This is a genomic window from Flavobacterium humidisoli (genome assembly GCF_023272795.1).
Classification (GTDB): Bacteria; Bacteroidota; Bacteroidia; order Flavobacteriales; family Flavobacteriaceae; genus Flavobacterium; species Flavobacterium humidisoli.
Genome location: NZ_CP096829.1, coordinates 2,352,340 through 2,375,872 on the forward strand (window position 1 = coordinate 2,352,340; position 23,533 = coordinate 2,375,872).

Below are 23,533 nucleotides of genomic sequence, written 5' to 3' on the forward strand. Positions count from 1 at the left end.
TAAAGACTAGACGATGAAAAATATATATATAAAAGTAGTGTGCTTATTGGCTTTAGGATTGACTTTAGCATCTTGCGACGATTACTTGAATGATGTGCCAAAAGGAGCAAAATCGCCAGAAACATTAGCAGATTATGAAGCTTTTTTACGTGACGAATACAATACAAGATTAGATATCTTGGGTGCAAATCAAGTACTAAATGACCAATTTGTAACAGCTGCTTCATTAACTAGCAATAGATTGTATAATGCCAATTATATGTGGGATGAAAATGCAGATCGTATTGCATTGAAAGTATCAGATGAATCTACATACTATACGACTTATAGCGGAATTTCAGCATTCAATTTAATTATTGAAAATGCACTTTCGACAACTAAAGCGACAGAGCAAGAACAAAGAGTAGTTTGGGCACAAGCAAAAATAATGCGTGCCATGAACTTTTTTTGCGTGACTAATTTTTATGCCGATACTTATGTAGCTTCTACAGCGGCAACAAAATTATCAGTTCCGTTAATTACAAGCGCCAATATCAATGCACCAAGCAAACAGGTAACCATTCAGGAAATGTATGATTTTATTCTGAATGACATTAAAGAAGCATTGCCGTATTTGCCTAAAGTTTCTCAAACTGCTTTACATCCAAATTTAGGAGCAGGTTACGCTTTTTATTCAAGAGTTTATCTGCAAATGAATAACTATACAGAAGCTTTAAAATATGCAGATTTGGCATTAGCAGAAAACAATAAATTGTTTGACTGGGTAGCTTTTTATGAAGCAAATAAAGCCATTATTGATGTGCCAAATTCATACACAACAGCTGTATCGCCAATGGGCTATAACAATGTTGAAAACTATCTTTTTAGACACGGTTCAAGCCGTTCATTAGGAAGAGAGCCAAGTATACCAGTAGAAAGAGCGGCACGTTTTGAAACGGGAGATTTACGTTTAAAATCTCGTTGGAAAATAAGAACCGTGGGCGCTGATACTTATTACTATTCGATATTATCGGGAATGTACAATTTTGGAGGAATTACAACTGTTGAAGTTTATTTAATAAAAGCGGAGTGTTTGGCACGTGACAATAAAATAAACGAAGCATTAGCAATTTTAAATGCAATTCGTAAAACACGTATTCTTCCAGCATCGTATCAGGATATTGCAACTACAGATAAAACAACTGCGTTGAATGCCATTTTCAAAACAAAAAATAATGAATCTGTACAGACTCTTATTCCTTATGCAGATGCAAGACGTTTAAATGCAGAAGGCGTTTATAAAGTTAGTTTTAGTAAAGTTGTAAATGGAACTACTTACACATTAAAATCTGATTCTCATTTATGGACATCGCCTTTCCCGCAAGGAGCAACGCAAAATCCTGGAAACGGAACCATTACACAAAATGTAGACAAATAATAGTCTAAAAGCTTCCCGATTAGATTTTCCCGAAAGGGAAGCTTTTTCTAAAAATATCAATCAAAAATGAAAGCAATTCAAAATAAAATAATAGGATTGTGCATTTGCTTGTTTATGGTTTCAATAAACATTCAGGCACAAAAGAAAAAAACAGCACCAGGTTCAGTTTCTTATACTGTTGAAGGAAATATAACTGGTTTAACTGACGGAACAGCTGTAAAATTGGTTCCAGACGCAACACATTCATCTGAACTGCCAGTTGCTGAAACGGCATTAAAAGACGGGAAATTTACTTTCACAGGAAAATTAGATGGACCTCGTTTTTTCTATGTTGTCTTTGGTAAAAACAAAGGAAATATTTCTGTAATGGTCGAAAATTCAAAAATAAAAATTACAGCGGCTGGAACAGTTTCAGATAACGAAGGAGAATGGATTTCATTTAAAAATGTAGTAATTACGGGATCAAAATCTCATGATTATTATTTAAAAGAAACTGCTTTTAAAGAAGAACTGAATAAAGATTATGCGGAATACCATAAAGGTACCGAAGAATTAGGGAAATTGTATTCAAAAGCTAGAGTTTCTGGAAATAAAAAAACAATGGATTCCATCGGAAATTCCCCAGAATGGAAAGCTTTTGAAGCAAAAGAAAAAGCTTTTTTTGCTAAAGTAGAAAAAACGACATTAGATCTTATAACTAGACATAAAACAAATTGGTGGGGACCATTTTTTATGATGACGCAATACAGCTATTTTACTCCTGAACAAAAACCGATTTACGAACAATTTTCAGATGCGGCAAAAAAAAGCTATTACGGACAAATAGTAGATAAAGATTTGAATCCGAAATCATTAATCGGAACAAGCATTGCAAATTTCGGATTAAAAGATAAAGATGGAAAAACATTAAATGCAAAAGACATTGTAGCAGGAAAAAAATACATTTTGGTAGATTTTTGGGCTTCTTGGTGCGGTCCATGCCGAAAAGAAATTCCGAATTTAAAAACAGCTTACACAGAATATTCAAATAAAGGGTTTGAAATTTTAAGTATTTCAATTGATAAAGACGAAAAAGCTTGGCAGAAAGCGCTAGGTCAAGAAAACATGCAATGGCCAAATTTATATGATGATGATAAAGTAAGTAAAGCATTCAATGTAAAAACCATTCCAGCAACTTATTTAGTGGATAGTAAAGGTGTAATTATCGGTGACAATTTAAGAGGTGCAGAATTGGAAGCGAAATTAAAAGAGCTTTTGAAATCTTAATATTCAGTCGCAGTTTCAGCTGTAAACTGTAACCGACACTGAAAACTAAAAAACATCGCAATCTAACAAACAAAAAATATAACATGAAAAGCACAATATTAAAATCTAGCCTATTTGCATTAGTAATTGCGACAGCATTTACTTCTTGCGAAAAGAAAGAAGGATATAAAATCAACGGAAAAATTGCAGGATTAGATAAAGGAATGGTTTATCTAGAATATGCAGACGAAAAAGGAGATAAAAAAATAATTGATTCTGCTGAGGTAAAAGAAGGTGCATTTACTTTTACAGGAAAAACAGTAGAACCATTATTTCATACGATTAAAATTAAAGGGCAAGAGTACGGAGCGTATTTTCTTTTAGATAATGAAGATATTACGATTGAAGCAAAAAAAGATTCGATTTTTAAGGCTAAAGTAACTGGAGCAACGCAAAACGGATTCTACAAATCCTACTACGATAACGAATTCAAAAAAATACAAGCAATCGCAGGTCCTATTTACAAATTATCTGATTCGCTAACACAAGGAGGAAAAGTAAAATTAACTCCAGAACAGCAAACCATGATGGATAAAAAATGGAAAGATCTTGGCGCTTTCGCGGATGATTTGACAGATAAATTCATCAGAAAAAACAAAGACAATTTAGGAGGAGCATTAGTAATTGAAGACCGAATTGTGTCTTATGGAACTCCAGAAAAAGTAAAAGAATATTACGCAGTTTTATCTCCAGAAGTTCAGAAATCATTTTACGGAAAAAAATTAAAAGCTTCAATTGATCTTAACGAAAAAACAGCTATTGGTGTTGTAGCTCCAGAATTTTCTCAAACCGATATCAATGGAAAAGTGGTAAAATTATCAGATTACAAAGGCAAATATGTTTTAATAGATTTCTGGGCAAGCTGGTGCGGTCCATGCCGAAAAGAAAATCCAAACGTAGTGGTGGCTTACAAAACGTATCACGATAAAGGATTTGATGTTTTGGGAGTTTCATTAGATGATAAAAAGAAACTTTGGGAAAAAGCAATTGAGAAAGACGGTTTAACTTGGACGCATGTTTCTGATTTAAAAGGATGGCAAAATGAAGCTGCTGTTTTATACGGAGTAAAAATGGTTCCAACCAACTACTTAATTGGGCCTGACGGAAAAATCGTTGCTAAAAATCTTAGAGAAGCTGAACTTCAATCTAAGCTGAAAGAAATTTTTAGTAAATCATAAATCTTTAGTCTCAGTCTCAGTTTTCAGTCACAGTCAAAACTGCAAACTGTGACTGCGACTGAAAACGATCATAAAATATCAACAAAAAATGAAAAAATACATCTTTCTGGGCTATTGCTCATTAGCTTTCTGTGCTCTTATGTCAGCGCAGGGAAAATCGGTTAACTTTAAGAAAATAAAAGAATTAGGTGGAATCGAAGAATATTTATACCAGCCAAACGGAATGAATGTTTTGCTTTTGCAAGACAATGCTTCTCCAGTTGCAACTGTACAAATTGTATATCGCGTAGGTTCTAAACATGAAGTTTTAGGAAATACAGGATCAACGCACCTTTTAGAACATTTAATGTTTAAAGGAACTCCTACTTTCAATAAGAAAAACGGAAATACCATTACTGATGTTCTGCAAAATACAGGAGCGCAGTTAAATGCTACAACTTGGTACGATCGTACTAATTATTTTGAAACGCTGCCAAGTGATAAAATCGAATTGGCGCTTCAAATCGAAGCCGACAGAATGCGTAATTCTTTATTACTAAAAGAAGATAAAGAAGCAGAAATGACAGTTGTACGCAACGAATTTGAGCGCGGAGAAAACAATCCGAATAGTTTATTGGATAAGGAAATCTGGGCAGCGGCTTATATTGCACATCCGTATCATCATTCTACAATTGGATGGAAATCGGATATTGAAAACGCTCCAATTGAGGTGTTGAGAAATTTCTATAATACGTATTATTGGCCAGATAATGCAACTTTAACCATTATTGGAGATTTCAAAAAAGAGAATGTTTTTGAATTGATCGAAAAGTATTTCGGTAAAATTACAAAAGCGCCAAACGCAATGCCACAGCCCTATACACAAGAACCTCAGCAATATGGTGCGCGTAAAATTATCGTTAGAAAACCAGGAGAATTAGGCGTTGTAAACAAAGCGTATAAAATTCCTGGAGCTTTACATGAAGATCTTCCTGCGTTGAATATTTTGGCTCAGATTATTGGTGTTGGCCCATCAGCAATTTTAAACAAAACTTTCGTTGATACTCGTTTAGGAATTTATTCTTACGCAAGTGCAACAAACTTTAAAGAAGTCGGACTTTTTACAATTGGCGTTGGTTTTCCGACGACTTCAAAACATGAAGATATCGATGCAAAAATCAATGAAGTTGTGGCTAAAATTCAGCAGGAAGGCGTAACTCAGGACGAGGTAAATAGAGTTGTAGCGAAAATCAGTGCACAAACTATTTTAGCACGCGATGGTTCTGGAGTGATTGCATCAGCATTAAACGAAGCAATTGCTTCTGGCGACTGGACAGATTATATTACAGGAGTTGACCGATTGAAAAAAGTAACTCCAGCAGATGTTCTTCGCGTGGCAAATAAATATTTGGTTGATGACCAAAGCACAACAGGATATTTTATTCCGAAACAAGCTGGTGCTCAAAATAAGGATACGACAAAAGCCAGTAATTATATGCCAGAAAATGGTCCGTTTTATTACAGACATTCAGAAGAAGGGCATATTCACGAAGAAGCTTCATCTGTTCCAACTTCAACAAAAAACAAAACAGAAGAATTAATTTCTGCAGAAACTTTAATCGAAAAATCATCTTCGGCTTTTAAAAGAGAAAAAGTATCTGGAATTGATGTGGTTTCGGTAAAAACATCGGCAAAAGATTTTGTTACGGTTGCGGCTAGCATTTCGTTAGGGAATTATGCCAGTGAAACTAAAAATGATGTAATTCCAGCATTAACAGCATCAATGTTATCCAAAGGAACAACGTTGAATGACAAGTTTAAATTTTCTGAAAAACTGCAAAAATTAGGAGTTTCATTAAATGTAAATGCTTCAACTTTCAAAATTAATATCGGATTTAAATGTTTGAAAAAAGACTTAGATCAGGTAATTGCTTTATTGGCAGAAGAATTAAGAAATCCGCTGTTTGATGCTAAAGAATTTGAAAATTTAAAACAGCAATTTATTGGAAATACGCAGCAGGATTTGAATGATCCAAGCGAAAGAGGAAGTATTGCTTTATCTCAGGCGATTTATCCAAAAGGAAATCCAAATTATAGTTTGAGCGTAGAAGACAATATTTCGAATATCAAAAATGCAACTTTGGATGAAGTGAAAGCTTTCCACAAAAAGTATTTTGGAACGGCGTCTATGCGTTTGGTAATTGTGGGTGACACTGATGGAGCCAATCTAAATGCCTCTCTAAAAAAATCATTCAAAAATTGGAATGGCGGCGTTACTGAAAAATTAAAATTTGAAGAAGCTGCAAAATCTCCATCAAAAACAGAAGTAGTTACAATTCCTGAAAAACCAAGTGCAGAATTATTCATCGGACAATTTACAGGTTTAAAAAGAGCCGATGCCGATTACATTCCGTTTTTTATTGGGAATTATACTTTAGGAGCTGGTTTTGCAGGACGTTTAATGCAGACTGTTCGTGATAATGATGGTTTAACCTATAACATTTCTTCTGGTTTAGGCGGAAATATCGAAACAGGAGGTTACTGGTTTGTAAACGCTTCTTTCAACCCAAATTTGTTTCAGAAAGGTCTTGATGCGACAATGGTTCAGGTTGATAAATGGGTAAAAAACGGAATCACAGCAGAAGAATTAGAAAACAAGAAGACAAATTTAATTGGAAGTTTTAAAGTAGGAATGTCAACCACAAGCGGTATGGCGAGAACAATTTTAAGTTTTATTGAAAGAGGTTTAGAACCAAATTACATCGATCAGTATCCAAAAGATATTGATAAAGCAACTTTACAGCAGGTAAACGATGCGATTAAAAAATATGTTCAATTAGATAAAATGATCATCATTAAATCGGGCTCTTTGGATAAAGAAGGGAATCCGTTGAAGTAGTTTTTTTTCTCAGTGCTCCGTATTCAGTCTCAGTTTACAGTCTAGATAATTCAAACTTTGTAAAAGTTTAAAACTTTGGCAAAGTTATATACTGCGACAAAATCTAAAATCTAAAATTTTAATAGTTCGTCTTTCATTATTTCATTTTAGAATCTGAATTAGTAAGCCATTTTCTGTGAAAGACCAAAAGAGCTGTTTGCCAACAGCTCTTTTTTTTCAAAAATCTAATCAAAAAACAATGAGAAATACTATAATTACATTCCTGTTATTGCTCTCGGTTTCCATGTTCGGACAAATGTACAATCCGGTAAAATGGGCCACAACTGTAGAAAAAATTTCAGATAAAGAGTTTATTTTAAAAGCACAGGCGAAAATACAATCAGGCTGGCATTTATATGGACAATATATCGAAGAAGGCGGACCTTCGCCAACGGCTTTTACCTTTAAAAATCAGTCGAAAAAATTTGAGTTAATCGGCAAAACAACTGAGGATAAAGGACATGAAACAGTCGATAAGATCTTCGATATGAAAATTAAATATTTTGAAGATAAAGCACTTTTTACTCAAAAAATTAAATTCATTTCAGATGATATTTCGAACATTGCTGCCGAAGTCGATTTTATGGTTTGTGACGATAGCAATTGTTTGCCGCCATCTACAGAAGAATTAACTTTTAAAATTCCGAATGAAAAGAAATTGGCTTCGGCCGAAGAAACTCCAAACGTAAAAAAAGATTCTGTAAGTGTAGAAGAAAAAGCTGTTTCTCAGACTGAAGAAAAAAAATCAAAAGAAGAAATTGCCAGTTCAACAAAGAAAACAGAATCGAGAGGATTGCTGACTATTTTTATTTTAGCTTTTTTATCAGGTTTTGCAGCTTTGTTAACGCCTTGTGTTTTTCCGATGATTCCAATGACGGTAAGTTTTTTTACAAAACAAAGTAAAAGCAAAGCGGCAGGAATTAGAAATGCAATAATTTACGGAATTTCAATCGTAATTATCTACGTTTTATTGGGTTCCATCGTGACCGCAGTTTTTGGTGCCGATTCGCTAAATGCGCTTTCAACAAATGTTTGGTTCAACTTGATTTTCTTTATTTTATTGGTTGTTTTTGCTTGTTCATTTCTAGGCGCTTTCGAAATTGTATTGCCAAGTTCATTAGCCAATAAAGTCGATTCGCAAGCCGATAGAGGAGGACTGATTGGGATTTTCTTCATGGCATTAGCTTTAGCCATTGTATCTTTCTCGTGTACAGGACCAATTGTAGGAACTTTATTGGTTGAAGCGGCTTCAAAAGGCGGAATTGCCCCAATTGTTGGAATGTTAGGATTTTCTATTGCGATTGCATTGCCGTTTTCATTATTTGCAGCTTTTCCAGGCTGGTTAAATGCATTGCCAAAATCGGGCGGATGGTTGAATACCGTAAAAGTAGTTTTAGGGTTTTTGGAACTGGCTCTGGCTTTTAAATTTTTATCAAATGCCGATTTAGTTTTGCAATTGCATTGGTTAGAAAGAGAAGTTTTCCTTGCGATTTGGATCGCTGTTTTCGGGATGCTCGCTTTTTATTTGTTCGGAAAAATTACGCTTCCGCATGATTCTCCTTTAAATCATATTTCTGTCGGAAGATTAGGTTTCGGATTGATCTTTTTAAGTTTCACGATTTATCTGATTCCTGGACTTTGGGGAGCTCCGTTAAAATTAATCAGCGGATTTCCGCCTCCAATGCAATACAGCGAATCTCCAAACGGACTTGGAGTTTCGGGTAATGCTGAGTTAAAAATTACAGGTTCGTTACCAGAAGGCGCAAAACACGGTCCGCAAAATATTATCACTTTCCATGATTACGACAAAGGAATGGAATATGCGAAAAAAGTGGGAAAACCAGTTTTATTAGATTTCACAGGATATGCCTGTGTAAACTGCCGAAAAATGGAAGAATTGGTTTGGTCAGATCCAAAAGTTTTAGGTGTTTTAAACAACGATGTAGTTTTGATTTCGCTCTATGTAGACGATAAAAAAGAACTTCCAGAAAGTGAGCAATATGTTTCTGAAACAACAGGAAAAAAAATCAAAACCATTGGAAACAAATGGAGCGATTTACAGATTAAAACTTACAAGGCAAATGCTCAGCCGTTTTATGTAATTGTTGATCATAATAGCGTTAATTTGGTAGAACCGTCGGCTTATAATCCGAATATTGAGGAGTATTATGGTTGGTTGCAGAGTGGGGTTGGGAAGTTTAAGAAGTAAATATAAAACCTCCAAAGTCAAATTGATTTTGGAGGTTTTTGTTTTAGTTAACTTTAGTTACAGAGTATTGAACCCAACCGTTGTCGCTTTTTTCATAAATTAATCCTCCTCCTGATATTCCTGTGCAATGAACTCTAAAGCCAATTCCTGCAGATGGGTAACTTGTATTTAAATAACTTAGTGATAATGGTACAGTATTAGGGTTGCTAGTTGCTATATCGCTAGTTAAAGCTATTGTACCATTTTTATCAGGAAGTTGGTAATTTCGATCCGCAGTTAAGGCATTAGTTCTAATTTTTGCTGAAGCAGAATAAGAAGCTTGAATATAAATTGCAGCTTCTGAAGGAATTAATCTTATTTGCTTGTCATCATATGACGCACCTACGTAATCGCTATTTAATGAAGCTCCAAAACTTTTTCCATTTTTTATTCCAGAAATCATTACAGTTGTAGGATAAAAACTTAATGTTGAATTGTAACCTGCAAAACCCTCAAGAAATTCTATTTTGTTTCCATATTGATCGGTGTATTTTGTTCCATTTTCGACGATTTGTTGTAGATTTATTTGGTCTTCTGTAGCCAATTTATAATCACCTGCCGAATTTTTTGAAGGAATTAGTATGTTTACATTAGAAGATGAATGAGCTGTATCAAACTTCAACGTATTATGTCCAAAACCAGCTTGCTTGTTTCTTAAAGAGAATATACCATTATCAATAGAAAGCGTAGTTACATCGCTACCTTTCGCACCAGATAAAACTACGGTTGAAGTATCATTTTCTGCAGTAAAAATAATATCTGTTTGACATGTTCCATCTTCTAAGAAAGCTTCTCCATTATTTTTTAAAGTGTCTTCTAAGCCTGTATTTTTGTTTCCAGCTGAAATTTGATCTAATACCCATTTTTTTTGAACATAGGTATAGTCTGTATAATTTGGTGAATAATCTACAGATCCCTCAATACCTCTATGCCCTTCTTCTGGTTTAAATCCTGTTAATGCTAATGTTCCTTTTCTAAAGTTGAAACTATATTTACTATAACCGTTAAGTAAATTTTCTTCCCAAAAAATATCCATGTATTGAGAATCTTTTTGGATGTTGTAACCACATTTTAGACGAGTGGTTTCGCTATAAATCTTTTCAGCAACTAATCCTAAAGGAGCTCCCCCTCCAGTAGAGGTATCCATAAAGATATCACCTGTTAATGGATTTCCCGAAACTGTACCTGATAATGGGATACAATCACTGTTGCTCGGAACTGTAATGTTTCCTGTTTTATCTGCACTTATACCATTAATTGTCAAAGGTAGAAAATACTCTCCATTATTTTGAGGCAGAGTTACCTTTGTATCAACAGATTCAGTTAGAGAATTGTCCTGAGCATGGTTAAAAGAAAACGTATTGGCATGACCTGTTCCGTCAGCTCCAGCTCTATTTTTAAAAGATAAGTTGTTAACCCTCAAAATGTTTGAAAAATCATTATTCATTCCATCAATAATGCTTATTTCGTGTGGTGATATAGAAGAAGTTGCTAATAATTCTGGCGCATGCGTCTGATCCTGTGTCTGGATTAGCATAGGGCCAATTGCTGATACTCCTATCTGACCGGCTCCGCCTTCTGTAGAGTATCGCCAGTGAGTGGCCTTATCAGTAGCTGTAAACCCTGTACCTAAAACTTGGTCAAAAGTAGGTATTGATGTTTCATTAGAAATTTCTATATTCCCATTTGCGTCAGCCTTAGCACCATTAACTGAGGTAACCAAAGTTTTAGGCTCTGTTTCTATATCCGATAAAGGAAAATAGTAAGTATCTGAATTTGTCTCTAGAGGATTCTGCATAAGTTGTGCTCCTGCACCACCTTCTTTTCCTAAAATTAAAGCGCTATATTTTTTATTATTCAAATCCACTGCTGTACCTAAAGTGGCTACACTTTGCCATGATTCCCATTCTGGAACCCAGTATGATAGATTAACACCATTTTGATATATAGTAGTTTGTTCATTATTTACATTACCATTCCCTTTAAATTTTACAGATATGGCTGAAGGTTCAATAATTGATTCGTTATTGTTTTCTGGAAATCCTCCTGTCTTTGTAATTATCTTAGGCAGAGAGTCGCTCTCAGGTGTTGATTCTAGTACAAACCCTAAGTCAGACTTGTTTCCGTTGGTAAGGACAGTCTGTAAATCTTGCGAATCTCCTCCAAATTCACTTCGTGGTACAAATTTTACAGTTTTATCAGCACCTCGTACAAGTACATCATCTTCATTATCACCTTCATTTACGGTTTCTAATTTTAGCGATTTGTTGATTATTTGGTTTTGGTTTTTTGGGGCTTGTTTAGATTCTCTTTCAAGATCTTTATTGCTGTTATTTTCTATCATGTCGAATGTTGTTTTTTAATTGAATAGATATGTGTTTATTATTTTAAGGAAGCAAATAGTTTACAGTAATTAGCGTGATAAATTTCACTTAGAACTATTTTTCCATGTGATATTTAGGATCGATTGTAACAAGAAATTTTTTAAATAGCTGTATTAATCTATCTCTTATGGATTTGAGAATTAGAGTCATGGCGTCAAAATTTTCAACTTCTTTTTTGGATTTTATCGCAATTATATTGCTGATGATTGAAATTCCGTCGCTCACAATTAATAAATCCATGACAATAGTTACAAACCATTTAAAATTATAGTTAAGTCCTTTGCTCATTAAAGCTAAAGCTGTTGGTATAAGTAAAACGGCTAATTTAGATACAAATCCTAAAGCTAATTTTTTAAAACTAAAGGGATTGTTTAATACTATGGTTTTGATTATGCCCAAAAAAGTATCCATCACCATTAAGTAAAAAAGTATTTTAACAATTTCTACATCCATTTCTAAGTACATAAAAATTCCATAAAGGAATAATTTTAGTTCATTTGAATATTCTGAGATTTTAGGCATCATAGTTTTTGTTTTTTGGTCTTTTATTAAAGAATTTTAAGTAGGATCAAAATCAATGCTTTTATTGATAATGCATTGTTTTTCTCGTTTTTTCATAAGTTGTTGATTGTGGTTTTTCTAACGATGCCAAATTGATTTGTAGAGCAGGGCATTATTAAATTGTTATTTGTTAATCTAAATTTTCTCAGATATTTAGAGACCTGCTCTATTTTAAATTGGGATATATAGAACAAAGAAGGGAAAATCCTAAAGAACAAATCGATGCAAGTAAAAGTTGGGTCCATTTTGTATAATTTTTTTTGTAGAAATAATCATTTGGGGTTTTGAGCCCCAAATGATTTACATTTTGTTATTAAGATTATGGATTTGTTGGCGGATCTAACGGTTTATTGTTGTGAGCGACAATTCCTGAAATAACATAATTATCTACAGTTTCTACATCTAAAAGTGCAACTTCTAAAGGTTCTTCTCTGTATGTAATTGATTTGATACTTTTTGTTTTTCCTACTTTATCAATTAATAGCATGTTTTGCACTATGTTTTTAGTGCATACCCATTTCAAGTTCTCGCCATCTTCAGTAACTAATAAAGGATGTTGTCCTGTAACTTTAAAAGTATTGTCTTCAGTTTCAATTTCGTAATACGCTGGTTGTACACTAGTTCTTTTGTTTACTACAGTCACTTCTGCTTTCGAAGCTTCACTTAAAAGCCCATTCCATAACATGTAATCTCCATACGATTCATCTATTTCATTTGGGAAAGCTAATCCATGAAGTTTATCGCCAACGACAACATTTTTCAGTTTCTTAGACTGGCCTGAAGCCATTGTTACCAAAGATTCAACATCAAAACATGAAGTAGTTTCTGTAGTTTCTGAAGTATAATCCGACATATCAGATCGATTGCCGGCTAGATCTTTGGCGATGATATAATATGTATACATTGTATTGTATATTAGACCAGTATCACTATAATAGTTATTGGTAACCGAAGTAGGAAGTTTGGTAAAGGTTCCATAATTAATTCTTCTCCATACCTCATAATAAATAGTAGACCCTCCATTGTTAAAAGAACTATCCCATTGAACCATTATTGCATTTGTATCCTGCAAATAGCATCTTACATTTTGTGGTGTAGTTGGTGCAACTATTACTGATGTAGTGATAGTTACTGTGTTGCTTTCTGGTGATGTATTTCCTGCATCATCTTTTGCTACAACATAAAAGGTATATTGTGTCCCAGGATTTAATCCATAAATAGTTCGAGTAAAGACATTACCTACTGAAATTGGAGAAATAGCATCTCCGTATATAACATAATCAGTAACGCCATATTCATCACTTGATGCTGTCCAGTTTAAAGTTATCTCCGTAACACCAACTGTTGACGCACTCAAAATTGGTGCTGTTGGTGGAGTTTGATCGCTAGGACGTCCTGTATATTGAATAAAATAAACTACTGTGTATGGGTTAAGAATAGGGAAAGACAGACCTCCACCTGCAGGTCCAGATGCAACAGATTCATATCCTAAATGTCCATCATCACCAACAGCTTCAAAATTGATTAAAGTACCCGCTCCTTCTTTTACCCTAGTTTCTGTATGAGTATGCGCAGGAATCTCATTAATTCCTAGTTTTTTACTCATTCTTCCTCCAGAGCTTGTCAATGTCTCAAAAGGAAAAACTGCAGAACCATAGATGTCTCTATAATAACTAATACCATTACCACCATCTCCATCTAGTGCATCACTTTTTTCTTCGGGAGTTAAAATCTGTTGACCTACAGGCATTTTACCTCTCAAAGGAACATATTCTTCCCAACCTTCTGGAAAAGGTTTAGGTTTATCCCAAATAGCAATCATTCCGATTGGTACAGCAGTTGATTTTTGATTTTCAAGTTTAGTAATTCTATCGAGCAATGAACTTAATAAGTTATTGCTTTTAATGACTTGATCGGTTTTATCGATTAGTAATAAAGAATTTTCAGTACTATCGGGACCCTTATAATCTTCTGTGACTGCCTTTAAATTATCTAAATATACTTTTCCGCCAATAGAAGTATTCTCCCAATCAGAAGCATAATTTAAATTAATAGTAGTGGCCACAGATGTGTTATCGTCTACTAAAGCTCTTCCTAAATAATCACCAGAATAAAATCGTCCTCTTCCATCGTTTGAACCAAATCTAAAATCTCTAGCTCTCACATTTGCTTGCGAGTTTTGTTTGGTATCTAATTTTACTAATTGATGAGGTCCTAAATCCAAATCCCCCGTCATAGCTTTTGAACCATTCAATGGAAGATAAGATTCATAGATTTCATTGATGTTTTCTTGCATTGCATCAATATTGTTTTTGATAATATTGATATTTCCTTCTACATTGTAAATGTTGTCTCTAATTGATTGAAAAATTTCTTGAATTGTTTTAAGATCCAAAACAGTTTCAAAAGTTCTCAAATCATAATAATAGATTGTTAGTTCGTCATTATTTTGTGCAGACTCGGCATTAGTGCTATATTCTTCTGGACTAACGTATGCAGCTTCATAATCAAAATATGCTGTTTTAGATGCGCTAGTTCCATAAATTAAGTTGGTTCCTGTTCTAGTTGTTTTTAAAAAATCAGTAGGAGTTCCATCTAAAATTGGGTATAAAATTCCCTGCAGTATTCTTGATCCTTCAGGATCTTTTTGATCATTTTCGTACTGATGGATAATCGCCCAGCCATTAGCCTCACTTGTCGGAGTAGCTAGAATATAATTTGTACCTGGCTCAATACTTAAATGTCTTTTTAAGGCATCATACAACTCTGATCTAAAGGCTGTTTGAAGTCTTTCTAAAGTCTCTTGCTCAAGTGGAAATCCTCCTGAATGATTAAAATTTATTTGTTTCATTTTTATTAATTTAAGTGTCTCTTGTTTTATTAAATTAGATCTGGCGAATAGGCATAGCTTTCATAGCTTTTACCAGCGAGTTTATAGAAGTTTAGAAGATTATGATACTCAATGTTTGCAATTTTGATTGCTGTTGAAGTTAGTTGAGCATCATCTGAATTGGATTGAATAATGATATCTCCATTTTTTATTAAACTTTCAGGTATAAAAACTCTGAAATTGGCATAGGCTATCGTTGTATAATCTTTTCGATGCGCTAGGTAAACAGGTCTATTATCTCTGTTATTATATTCATTTCGTTTGTAAACTTTTAATTGAGGAATCAGTAACTCGCCTTTTACTAAAGAGCCATCAGGTAAAGTGAAATCAGGTTCATAGTATTCTTTATGGAGATATACATATTGCAAAGTAGGTTTTACAGATTCGTCGATATAGATTAGCTCGTTTAATCGCTTTTGTTCTGTACTCAAATTAGGATCGTAATATTTAGAAGGATTGAAGGCATCATTCAAAACTTTTTCTAGATAAATTACTTGTCCCGTGTGCTGCATTTTATAAAGTGTTTCTTCGTAAATTGAACGAATAGGGGTAAGTAAAACATGGAGCCATTGTGCGTGTGTACGCTTTCTAAGAATAGGAGGGATGAGCCACAATAATAGCTTTTCCCATTTCAAAATGGTGTATTTATTCATTGTATATAAATTAGACTATTGTTTATCTCGATAAAATGTATAAGGGATATAGTTTACCTCAATCTCAAGAGTATCCATATCAAAATAGCCTGCTTTTGGAATGAAATACTCGATTCTTGTAACATCAGGAAGTGATGGGTCTGGCTGGTCACTTGGATTTGTTGCTGGACCAGTTTGAACTTTTGTCAAAATCGGAATTTTAACTCCTTGTGCTTTTTGAACCGCATCAACCAGATAGGTTTTAACAAACGCACCATTAAACTCAATGTTTTTTAAGTGGTCTTTAATGGCATCTAATACAGGAAATGCATCATTATTTGATATTAACGAACCGTTTAAAGGATCAAGCTGATAAGTAGCAAATGGAGAAACAATATTCTGGTTTGTACTGTCATTTGAAATTCGAGATTGATAATATTCAATATCCTTTGGATTGATGTAAATGCTTAAAGGGTCGATGTAAACATTTAAACTTAGTTTTAAAATATCACCTTGGTCAGAACTTATATAAACCTGATTTCCTGCATCTTTTATCTTAGCAATGTATTCCTTAAATGCAAAAAGTTCATTTGGCACATCAATTCTCGAAATTTTTTTATCTTTTACAGTGGCCACTTTAATAAAAACAACTCCAACTTTATTATGAAAATAATCAGAGAATATTTCTTCTATTTTTGATCCAGGTTTAAGAACTGTTTCAAGATCAATTTCGCTTACAGCACAATGTTTTATAATTTTAGATTCTTCAATTTCTGATTCTGTTAGACCTGTCGTGTCAAATTGATAAGAACCATTTTCCCAAATCAGAGAAATTTCATTACTAGAATCTGGATCTAGGGGAATGCCATAATGAAAATTTAAAGCCTGTTCTCTGTACCAGTTTAACGTATGAGGCCTTGAGACCAAAGCATTTTTTTCTACTATTTTTTCATGAATCCAAATGGCAGTAGCCATTATATTGATCCAAAGTCTCCAAATAGCAGTTTTCGATTCTGTTAATTTGGCCAAAGATGAATAGTTTTCTTTTTCATACAGAATTTCTTTCTGTATTTCAGCAATTGTACGTGCCATATTTTAATTTTTAGATATAGTTTAGCCTGTAAGACATGTTTAGTATGCTTATAGTTAATTGTTTATGTGTTTGTTTATATGGTACTACCGAGTTGTAGTTTTCTTTTCAGAGATTTCTAAAAAGCAGATAAAATTGTAGATTTCAGTCGGTTTGATCATTTACGGACCATGCTTCCGATAGTATTTTAGAAGGTTAATTTATTAATAAATAATAAAATCATCTTCAATTATCATATAATCAATTCCGGAGAAATTATCTAGTAGAAATTGTTCTTCTTCAGTAAGTTCGGTTGCGGGTTTTAAGTTTCGAGAATTGTAATATTCTACAATATCTTTTTTAAAAGCTTCTCTACCGACTTTTAAATCCTCATATACCGAAATATCTTCAGTAAGATTAAACTGATCATTGTCTTCTAAAAGATCAAATACTGTTTCTATGCTTCCATACTCTTGCAAAGAGATGTCTAAAATGTTCTGATTTTGCTGTGGTCTAATAGTTTCCATCGATTTTAATGTTTTGTAAATCGTTGACATCTAATGTTTTTACATAAAAGTTATCATACGATAATTGTTTATCTATTTCGTTTTCTAGTCTTAGTCTAGATGTCGCATCTGGACTGTTAATGTATTTTTCAATTCCTACTCCAAGTATCGGAAACTCTTTATAACTTCCTTTTTGACTTAACAGTAAATGCTCGATGTTTTGCTGATCTGCTACATTAATGGCAAAATCACCATTACCTAAAGCATCTGTTACAATTAACAAGTCGTCATCCATGATAAAATCTTTCATATGTTGTAATTTTGTTATTATTTAAATTGTTATTTTCTTTTGAATTTGCGCGCCATACCCAAAAGATTTCCTTTTATTTGATACTGTAAAAATACGCTATGCTTACTCTTTAAACAAGATTTTAAAGCTTAGGAATCAGTAGTTTCAGTAAGTTAAAATGGTTGTTAATTTGTTTTAAATCAATCGGTTGATTGTGTTTTTGTTTTAAGGATTAATTCGGTTCATCTCATTGGAATAATGAGCTCGATAATCACATTAAAAATGATTTTGAGAATGTTATTTTTAATTGTATTCAATTTTATTTTTGATATTCCAGCAGTTTGAAGTCTTTGTAAAGACATCAAATCCAATTGACTTTTTAAGAGCCATTCTAACTCCTCTTCGGTCAAATCTCCAGAAGAAAAAAGAAAGAGCCAACGTTCCAATTTTGTCTTAGATTTTTCTAAAAATGTATTTAAATATTTCTCCAATTGAGGTTTAATCTCTTTGTAATTTTCGGTTATGAGGGTTTTTAATTTGCTTTCTAACTCTTTTAATAATTTGTCGTTGTCCATAATTTTTTAGCTGTTATTGGTTAATTAAGTCTAAAAGAGCATCTTTAGATTCTTTGTCTTTTTTAATTTCATATTGGATTAATAAATCAAAAGCCTCTAAAACTTGTTTTTTTGATTCTTCAAGAAAAACAGGAGATAGTGTTTCTTTGGTTTCCCAACGTTTAAAGAATGTTGCTAAAAAATTTTTTTCTTTATCAGTCACCATCTTCCACATTGCTAAAGTGATTTCGTTATTGAGCTTGCTTTTTTCATATTCCACCAGTTTGTCAATATTTAAAAACAATGCGTCAACTTCTTTTTTATGAGAAACATAAGGTGTGGTTGCCTCATTCATTAAATTAGAAGCTTCAACTTTTATCTCAATAGTTTTTTGGTAAGAGTATTGATCGTAAAGAGCCGTTTTTGTTGAAGAACATGAAGTAAATAGAAATGAAAGAAGTGCTACAAATAATGTAAGGTTTAATTTTAAATGATTCATAGGTTTATTTGTATAAGATTACATAATTCTTTCTGTCTCGTTTGAGTTTGCTAAGCACTTTCCAATCGCTATATCCCTTTTTATCAAAATGAGGAAGATCTTTAAAGGTTTTCCAATCTCCGCCCCAATTCCAGCCATTTTTTTTGAAGATTTCTACACATTCTTGCCAGTCAGAAATTTGATCGTTGTCCCAATCTTTTGCCGTGTCCCATGAAACCGTTTTATTGTCTATAATCAAACAGATATCTACGGCAAAACCATAATTATGAATAGATTGTCCGCCTTTGGCATTGGTTACTTTTTTCCCGGGCTTGGTTCTGCCAAAAGCATACAGATCTTCCTGTTCTTGAAACGTTCTAAGACCTTGCGTAATGCGGACTTTTGCTCTTCCGCTCAAAGCGATATCGCATTGTTCAATAATTTTAGTAACTTCTTCTCTGACTGAGGGATGAAGCAAATCAATGTGTTTTTTTGTTGTTTGATCCATATTGTATGTATTAATGATTAAAGAATAGAAGGCTCTTTCTCGGTTATTAAAAAACACCAAGGAAATTGATAATGAGATAAGGTAAATTTGTGTTTTGAAATTATTTTGGAAACCGAAATTAGTTCCAAAACAAAATCGTGAAGTTCTTTTTTTGAGCTTGTAATTTTAGCTAAAACGGATGCTTTTAAGAACAATGTAAAGGTACGTTCAAATGATGATTTTGAAAAACAATAAGGCTTTGTAAGTCAGTAGTTTCAGTTGAAAATGAATGGTGTTTTTTACTTTGTTTTTTTATTTTTAAAATGCTATAAATGCAAAAAAAAAACACCCATTTCTATGAAAGAAAAACGAGTGTTTTAGTGCACTAATAACAATTGTCAAATTATAAATCAATTATTGTATTCATTCTAGAAAATTGTCAAAGTACAAAAACATTTTACTTAAAAATATTAAATTGATCATCAATAAAACCAGCGAAAAAATCAGATAGACTCTATTTTTAAAAGTTCTAAGAAATAAATAAGATAACCATCCAAAAATAAGGCTAGTGATAGCATAAAGCAATTTTAGAAATCCGACAACATCTGCATCAATTACGATGTCGTCTCCATCATGGACAGTATAAGGATCAATAAAATAACTGAATAGAAAGAGAAAAAGTCCAACAAAAAATAATATTCGTATTAAGATTTTCATAGTATTGGTTAATAATTGTAATTAAAGTAAAATGCAAGTTATTTTTTAAGTTGTTAAGTAAAACAGACTATGCCAAATATAAAATAATATTGAATAAGATTTTTAATAGTTTTAGACTTTTGAATTTTAGTAAAAAAGACGGTGATTTGGAATAATTAATTCGGATTTCGTTAATGTATTATTAGTTCAAAGCATTATTAATTTCTTTTTTATGTTTGTAAATTGATCTTCCGTATGAAGTATTCTTCTTAATATTTTCTTTTGACAATTCTAATCCTCTATTATATCTGCTTGCAATAATTTCTATATCTGCTTGTGTTAATTTATCTATTGGAGTGTTTTTAAAATCTACATCCTTTAGTCTTTTTATGTGCATAGCAGCAATATAGATTCCAATTACAGGATCTAATAAAGACTCTTGTATGGCATCTCTATCTGTTTTATTTATGTTTTCGTAACCTAACTCTTTACCAGCTCTGCCTAATTGAATGGCCATATCTCCAAAAGATGTTTTGTCTGGATGATTTGTTGTTGTTAGATTTCTATCTATGATATCAGGTCCGCTCCAATCCAACTCTCTAAGAGATCGAACTCCTTTTTTTAGCCAATCAGGTTTTCCTCCAAATTCTGTAAACGCAATACCTGCTAACAAAAAAGGTGGTATTCCATTCATTTTAGCAGCATGTTTTATTACTGCACTGTAATACTTAACAAATTCTGCCTTTCTTTTAAATAAATAATCATTGTTTCCCGATTTTTTCCATTCTATTATATCGCTGTTTGTCCAGGCAACGGTGTCACGGTCGTATCTCCACAATTTAGAAAGATTATTAGTTTGAGCATGTAAAGCTGTAATTGATTCTTTTGTGTCAGAATCACTAGTATATAAATTTAGTTGACTCAAATCTTTGGGATTTATTTGAGAATTTTCAACATACTTCAGCATTTCTGTGCTATTTTTGTCATCTTCAATCTGCTGACGCCAAATGCCCAGCATAATTTGTCTAAACCGAGCCATTTCTGAAGCACTGGTGTCTTTTAATTCTATATTATGGTTTTTAACAATCATGATGCTTGATGTTTTTAAAAGAAAAGTTTTGTTTTTTTAAAGTATTTCTACCTTAACAGGTTTTGGCTGAATATGATCTGAGAAAGCGGTTGTGATATTAAGGCGTAAATCATCTTCTTGTTCGATTTTGCCATCGCCTCCCAAATAGCAATTTTTGAATAAGACTTCTAAAGCCTTGAATTCATCCATTTTAGAAGCTTGCAAAACAGCAGCGCGAATGCTCATATCTGGTTTTTTGAAATAAGCAAAAAGAGTAGTGTTGTCATCATCTTTAATGGTAAGCTTTATTACTTTTTCATGCTTATATTTCCATTGGTTTAATTGTGCCTGTGTAATATTTCCGTTTAGAACTTCGGTAGTTTCTGGTGTTGCTGTTGTCATGTTGAAAATCTTTTTTGTTTAAAAAAAAAAGAGACTGCTCGAGCTTTATTTCAGAACGAAAATACTCAGAGCAGCCTTCTGAAGTAAATAAGCTGTTTAAAACGGACTCCTAAAGAGCGGTTAAAATAGTTTGCTTGCAAAAATCATGTTTCTCACAACTTCTTTTTTGCGTAATGCATGATAAAATTGGTTTTCTCTTCGGAGTCGGTTTTTAAACAGTTTATAGTTTAGGTAAGTTGGTTTTTGAATAGATTAGTTCCACTCGATATGTGAACAGATCAGATCGAAAGAAACAGCAATTTTAGTATCTCCTTGACTGATTCCTCTACTGTTTGAATTGAATTCACAGTTTCGTACGGTATGTGTGATAACTTCATTGCTGTCATCTAAATAACTTACAATGATGCTGAAAGGATTAATATCTTGCAGTCTTTGCCCTTTTGGTAAAGCAGCCAAAATCGCTTCTACTTCGTAGTTATATAAAGTAAGAGAAGCTTTAGCCTCATATTTTCCTCTTCCTCTGTGTACTGGCATGTCTCCAGCTCCATAATGATTTTCTTTAGATACTGAATCACTGTAATTTACAGCTGTAATACCAGTTACGATATTTCCTGCAATGCTTACTTCAATTGATGACCAGCTGTGTTGTTGTCCGTTAATTAATGGCAATTTATTCATAGTGTAGCTTTGTTTGTTTTTTTAATAATCCCGATAACGTTCAGGAGCTATCATCTATTTGTGTTTGCTTTTCTAATAAAAAGTTAGGATGATAGCATTTTGTGAATTTTTATTGTCTGTGAATTTTAAATTACGCTTTGTCGATTCCAAAAGGATTTTTGAACCCTAAATCAACCGTAATTTTGCGAGCAGTTCCAATTGGAGTAATTTCTGCTTTAATTTTTAATTCAGAAGTTGCTAAAATGTTTTGTTTTGGGTCTACATAAACATCAAAAACAGAAACCTCTTGGTTGGCAATCATTCCTTCTAAAGCTGATCTGCATAATCCTTCAAAACTTTTTGATACAGATTGTGGTAATTTACCATCAATATCAACTAAAACAGGAGAAGCCAATTTTGGCAATAGAGCAGTACGCAATAAACGAGTTGCTTTGTTGATGGTACGGTTATTTTCGATATAAGCAAAGTCTGACGTTCCTGTAGTGCAAGTAGAACTATCATTAAAATAAACACCAGCTAAACCAGTATGAGTTCTTGCAAAAATGTATCTATTTTCATTCAGTTCTCTTAATTTGCTAAGGGTTTTAATTTCTTCTCCACCAACAAATCCAGCTTTTGAAAAACCTTCACCTGTTAAGTTAAACTTTTCAACCCAAGCAATATTTTCTGATACTTTTGCTTTTGAAACGGCACCTAATGCGAGTCCAACCGCTGCTGAATTAGGGTATTTTGCAGCTTTTTCAACATCCATTGCTACAACAACAGATACATTTGCTGATTTTCCAGCTAAAGATTGCACATCTGTGCTATCAAAACCTTTTCCTTCAAGAATTACTTCAAATGGCATATAATCAGCAAAGGCAAGTTCTGCTTGAGTTTGCGCTACAGCTACTGCATCCAGAGTATCCTCAAAAGTAGTTGCTCCAGAATAGATAATTGCCATTTGACGAATATTTCCATTTGCTTTTTGCTGCATATCAAAAGCTTTTCCTGCAATATCTTCATAAGAATTGGCAGCTGTTTTCATGATATACAAATCTCCAGAAGGATTTAATCTGAAAAATTGCTGAATTTGATAATAAACAGATTGACCATTTAGATCATTATCTTCTGTAATGCCAAAGTCCTTGGCATCTTCTAATGAAGCCAGACGTTCAACCTTGTCCGCTTCAAATTCTCCCGTAGTTTCTCCATCAAAAAGTAATCCCGAAACCATGTCTTGTTCTGGAGTTCTTCTTCCTAATCCGCCAGATAGTTTGTTAATTACTACATCGTTTAATGTACTCATAATATAAAATGTTTAAATGTTTAAAAATTTGTTTTTGGTTTTTGCTTGAAAAAAGGCAAAATAGGGGCTGTAGCAAGTAGTTAAACTTGTTATAGTCAATGGTTTATTTTTTTAAAATGATATTTGTAATCAGGAATCCAAAAAGGGAGAATTACTATTTTTGGACGATTTACAAAACTGGTTTTTTATTGAACTTTGCTCTTGGCCAAGAGATAAATTTGCTTTTGATATCGAGTACAAATTTAAAGTTTAATATTATTTTTTACAATTTTTATGATTGGTAAAACCAGTAGTTTCAGTAGGTTAAGCTTTAGCTTCTGTTGCTAGTCCTTCGTTTATAATGGTATAAATAGTGCGCTCTGTTAAGAACAAAGTGTCAGAAAGTTCGGCAACAACAACTTTCATTTGTTTAGCTTGATTGTTGTTAAGATAATTAATAACGTAATCTCTTCTTTTGTCTAGTAATGTTCTGCTTCTTTTCATGT

The 23,533-nt window shown here is 33.1% G+C and carries 21 protein-coding genes; 5 read left to right on the forward strand and 16 right to left on the reverse strand.

What is annotated here, in order from left to right:
• Positions 1-13 precede the first annotated feature (13 nt).
• The 5 genes from M0M44_RS10485 (at position 14) to M0M44_RS10505 (ending at position 9,026) form a co-directional block, all read left to right on the forward strand.
• Entirely contained in the window at positions 14-1,417 is a 1,404-nt protein-coding gene (locus tag M0M44_RS10485; protein ID WP_248729692.1) for a RagB/SusD family nutrient uptake outer membrane protein, read from the forward strand.
• A 66-nt stretch (positions 1,418-1,483) separates the two neighbouring features.
• Complete coding sequence (locus M0M44_RS10490; RefSeq protein WP_248729693.1) at positions 1,484-2,683, forward strand: TlpA disulfide reductase family protein; 1,200 nt, start codon at positions 1,484-1,486, stop codon at positions 2,681-2,683.
• Between the two features lie 83 nt (positions 2,684-2,766).
• A complete protein-coding gene (locus M0M44_RS10495; protein WP_248729694.1) occupies positions 2,767-3,900 on the forward strand; it encodes a TlpA disulfide reductase family protein in 1,134 nt (377 codons plus the stop codon).
• 88 nt (positions 3,901-3,988) lie between these two features.
• Complete coding sequence (locus M0M44_RS10500) at positions 3,989-6,778, forward strand: M16 family metallopeptidase (protein WP_248729695.1); 2,790 nt, start codon at positions 3,989-3,991, stop codon at positions 6,776-6,778.
• Between the two features lie 238 nt (positions 6,779-7,016).
• Entirely contained in the window at positions 7,017-9,026 is a 2,010-nt protein-coding gene (locus M0M44_RS10505; protein ID WP_248729696.1) for a protein-disulfide reductase DsbD family protein, read from the forward strand.
• Between the two features lie 43 nt (positions 9,027-9,069).
• Here M0M44_RS10505 and M0M44_RS10510 read toward each other — a convergent pair whose 3' ends face one another.
• The 16 genes from M0M44_RS10510 to M0M44_RS10585 form a co-directional block, all read right to left on the reverse strand.
• A complete protein-coding gene (locus tag M0M44_RS10510) occupies positions 9,070-11,409 on the reverse strand; it encodes a hypothetical protein (protein WP_248729697.1) in 2,340 nt (779 codons plus the stop codon).
• A 94-nt stretch (positions 11,410-11,503) separates the two neighbouring features.
• The gene (locus M0M44_RS10515) at positions 11,504-11,974 is read right to left on the reverse strand and encodes a phage holin family protein (RefSeq protein ID WP_248729698.1); all 471 of its coding nucleotides are present in this window, start codon (positions 11,972-11,974) and stop codon (positions 11,504-11,506) included.
• Between the two features lie 355 nt (positions 11,975-12,329).
• The gene (locus M0M44_RS10520) at positions 12,330-14,861 is read right to left on the reverse strand and encodes a fibronectin type III domain-containing protein (protein WP_248729699.1); all 2,532 of its coding nucleotides are present in this window, start codon (positions 14,859-14,861) and stop codon (positions 12,330-12,332) included.
• Positions 14,862-14,890: 29 nt separating this feature from the next.
• Positions 14,891-15,553, reverse strand: a complete 663-nt coding sequence (locus M0M44_RS10525; RefSeq protein WP_248729700.1) for a hypothetical protein — start codon at positions 15,551-15,553, stop codon at positions 14,891-14,893.
• Positions 15,554-15,568: 15 nt separating this feature from the next.
• A complete protein-coding gene (locus M0M44_RS10530) occupies positions 15,569-16,624 on the reverse strand; it encodes a hypothetical protein (protein WP_248729701.1) in 1,056 nt (351 codons plus the stop codon).
• Positions 16,625-16,825: 201 nt separating this feature from the next.
• On the reverse strand, positions 16,826-17,128 hold the full coding sequence (locus M0M44_RS10535) for a hypothetical protein (RefSeq protein ID WP_248729702.1): 303 nt from the start codon (positions 17,126-17,128) through the stop codon (positions 16,826-16,828).
• The gene (locus tag M0M44_RS10540; protein WP_248729703.1) at positions 17,115-17,417 is read right to left on the reverse strand and encodes a hypothetical protein; all 303 of its coding nucleotides are present in this window, start codon (positions 17,415-17,417) and stop codon (positions 17,115-17,117) included. The genes M0M44_RS10535 and M0M44_RS10540 overlap by 14 nt, the downstream gene beginning before the upstream one ends.
• 221 nt (positions 17,418-17,638) lie before the next feature.
• Positions 17,639-17,971, reverse strand: coding sequence for a hypothetical protein (locus M0M44_RS10545; protein ID WP_248729704.1), 333 nt, complete (start codon positions 17,969-17,971; stop codon positions 17,639-17,641).
• Between the two features lie 13 nt (positions 17,972-17,984).
• On the reverse strand, positions 17,985-18,449 hold the full coding sequence (locus M0M44_RS10550; RefSeq protein WP_248729705.1) for a hypothetical protein: 465 nt from the start codon (positions 18,447-18,449) through the stop codon (positions 17,985-17,987).
• A 4-nt stretch (positions 18,450-18,453) separates the two neighbouring features.
• Complete coding sequence (locus M0M44_RS10555; RefSeq protein ID WP_248729706.1) at positions 18,454-18,936, reverse strand: M15 family metallopeptidase; 483 nt, start codon at positions 18,934-18,936, stop codon at positions 18,454-18,456.
• A gap of 402 nt (positions 18,937-19,338) precedes the next feature.
• On the reverse strand, positions 19,339-19,632 hold the full coding sequence (locus tag M0M44_RS10560; RefSeq protein WP_248729707.1) for a hypothetical protein: 294 nt from the start codon (positions 19,630-19,632) through the stop codon (positions 19,339-19,341).
• A 181-nt stretch (positions 19,633-19,813) separates the two neighbouring features.
• On the reverse strand, positions 19,814-20,701 hold the full coding sequence (locus tag M0M44_RS10565; RefSeq protein ID WP_248729708.1) for a hypothetical protein: 888 nt from the start codon (positions 20,699-20,701) through the stop codon (positions 19,814-19,816).
• Positions 20,702-20,737: 36 nt separating this feature from the next.
• Positions 20,738-21,082, reverse strand: coding sequence for a hypothetical protein (locus tag M0M44_RS10570; RefSeq protein WP_248729709.1), 345 nt, complete (start codon positions 21,080-21,082; stop codon positions 20,738-20,740).
• Positions 21,083-21,334: 252 nt separating this feature from the next.
• Complete coding sequence (locus tag M0M44_RS10575) at positions 21,335-21,760, reverse strand: hypothetical protein (protein ID WP_248729710.1); 426 nt, start codon at positions 21,758-21,760, stop codon at positions 21,335-21,337.
• Positions 21,761-21,890: 130 nt separating this feature from the next.
• Entirely contained in the window at positions 21,891-23,048 is a 1,158-nt protein-coding gene (locus tag M0M44_RS10580) for a DUF2586 domain-containing protein (protein ID WP_248729711.1), read from the reverse strand.
• 303 nt (positions 23,049-23,351) lie between these two features.
• On the reverse strand, positions 23,352-23,531 hold the full coding sequence (locus M0M44_RS10585; RefSeq protein WP_201999900.1) for a hypothetical protein: 180 nt from the start codon (positions 23,529-23,531) through the stop codon (positions 23,352-23,354).
• Positions 23,532-23,533 lie beyond the last annotated feature (2 nt).

Excerpts from the sequence above, each read along its gene's own strand:
- M0M44_RS10500 (WP_248729695.1), top strand. The coding sequence starts at position 3,989 with ATGAAAAAATACATCTTTCTGGGCTATTGCTCATTAGCTTTCTGTGCT.
- M0M44_RS10560 (WP_248729707.1), bottom strand. The coding sequence starts at position 19,632 with ATGAAAATCTTAATACGAATATTATTTTTTGTTGGACTTTTTCTCTTT.
- M0M44_RS10580 (WP_248729711.1), bottom strand. The coding sequence starts at position 23,048 with ATGAGTACATTAAACGATGTAGTAATTAACAAACTATCTGGCGGATTA.
- M0M44_RS10555 (WP_248729706.1), bottom strand. The coding sequence starts at position 18,936 with ATGGATCAAACAACAAAAAAACACATTGATTTGCTTCATCCCTCAGTC.
- M0M44_RS10525 (WP_248729700.1), bottom strand. The coding sequence starts at position 15,553 with ATGAATAAATACACCATTTTGAAATGGGAAAAGCTATTATTGTGGCTC.
- M0M44_RS10510 (WP_248729697.1), bottom strand. The coding sequence starts at position 11,409 with ATGATAGAAAATAACAGCAATAAAGATCTTGAAAGAGAATCTAAACAA.
- M0M44_RS10485 (WP_248729692.1), top strand. The coding sequence starts at position 14 with ATGAAAAATATATATATAAAAGTAGTGTGCTTATTGGCTTTAGGATTG.
- M0M44_RS10515 (WP_248729698.1), bottom strand. The coding sequence starts at position 11,974 with ATGATGCCTAAAATCTCAGAATATTCAAATGAACTAAAATTATTCCTT.
- M0M44_RS10505 (WP_248729696.1), top strand. The coding sequence starts at position 7,017 with ATGAGAAATACTATAATTACATTCCTGTTATTGCTCTCGGTTTCCATG.
- M0M44_RS10585 (WP_201999900.1), bottom strand. The coding sequence starts at position 23,531 with ATGAAAAGAAGCAGAACATTACTAGACAAAAGAAGAGATTACGTTATT.
- M0M44_RS10575 (WP_248729710.1), bottom strand. The coding sequence starts at position 21,760 with ATGAATAAATTGCCATTAATTAACGGACAACAACACAGCTGGTCATCA.
- M0M44_RS10570 (WP_248729709.1), bottom strand. The coding sequence starts at position 21,082 with ATGACAACAGCAACACCAGAAACTACCGAAGTTCTAAACGGAAATATT.
- M0M44_RS10520 (WP_248729699.1), bottom strand. The coding sequence starts at position 14,861 with ATGAAACAAATAAATTTTAATCATTCAGGAGGATTTCCACTTGAGCAA.
- M0M44_RS10545 (WP_248729704.1), bottom strand. The coding sequence starts at position 17,971 with ATGGACAACGACAAATTATTAAAAGAGTTAGAAAGCAAATTAAAAACC.
- M0M44_RS10535 (WP_248729702.1), bottom strand. The coding sequence starts at position 17,128 with ATGGAAACTATTAGACCACAGCAAAATCAGAACATTTTAGACATCTCT.
- M0M44_RS10565 (WP_248729708.1), bottom strand. The coding sequence starts at position 20,701 with ATGATTGTTAAAAACCATAATATAGAATTAAAAGACACCAGTGCTTCA.
- M0M44_RS10490 (WP_248729693.1), top strand. The coding sequence starts at position 1,484 with ATGAAAGCAATTCAAAATAAAATAATAGGATTGTGCATTTGCTTGTTT.
- M0M44_RS10550 (WP_248729705.1), bottom strand. The coding sequence starts at position 18,449 with ATGAATCATTTAAAATTAAACCTTACATTATTTGTAGCACTTCTTTCA.
- M0M44_RS10530 (WP_248729701.1), bottom strand. The coding sequence starts at position 16,624 with ATGGCACGTACAATTGCTGAAATACAGAAAGAAATTCTGTATGAAAAA.
- M0M44_RS10495 (WP_248729694.1), top strand. The coding sequence starts at position 2,767 with ATGAAAAGCACAATATTAAAATCTAGCCTATTTGCATTAGTAATTGCG.
- M0M44_RS10540 (WP_248729703.1), bottom strand. The coding sequence starts at position 17,417 with ATGAAAGATTTTATCATGGATGACGACTTGTTAATTGTAACAGATGCT.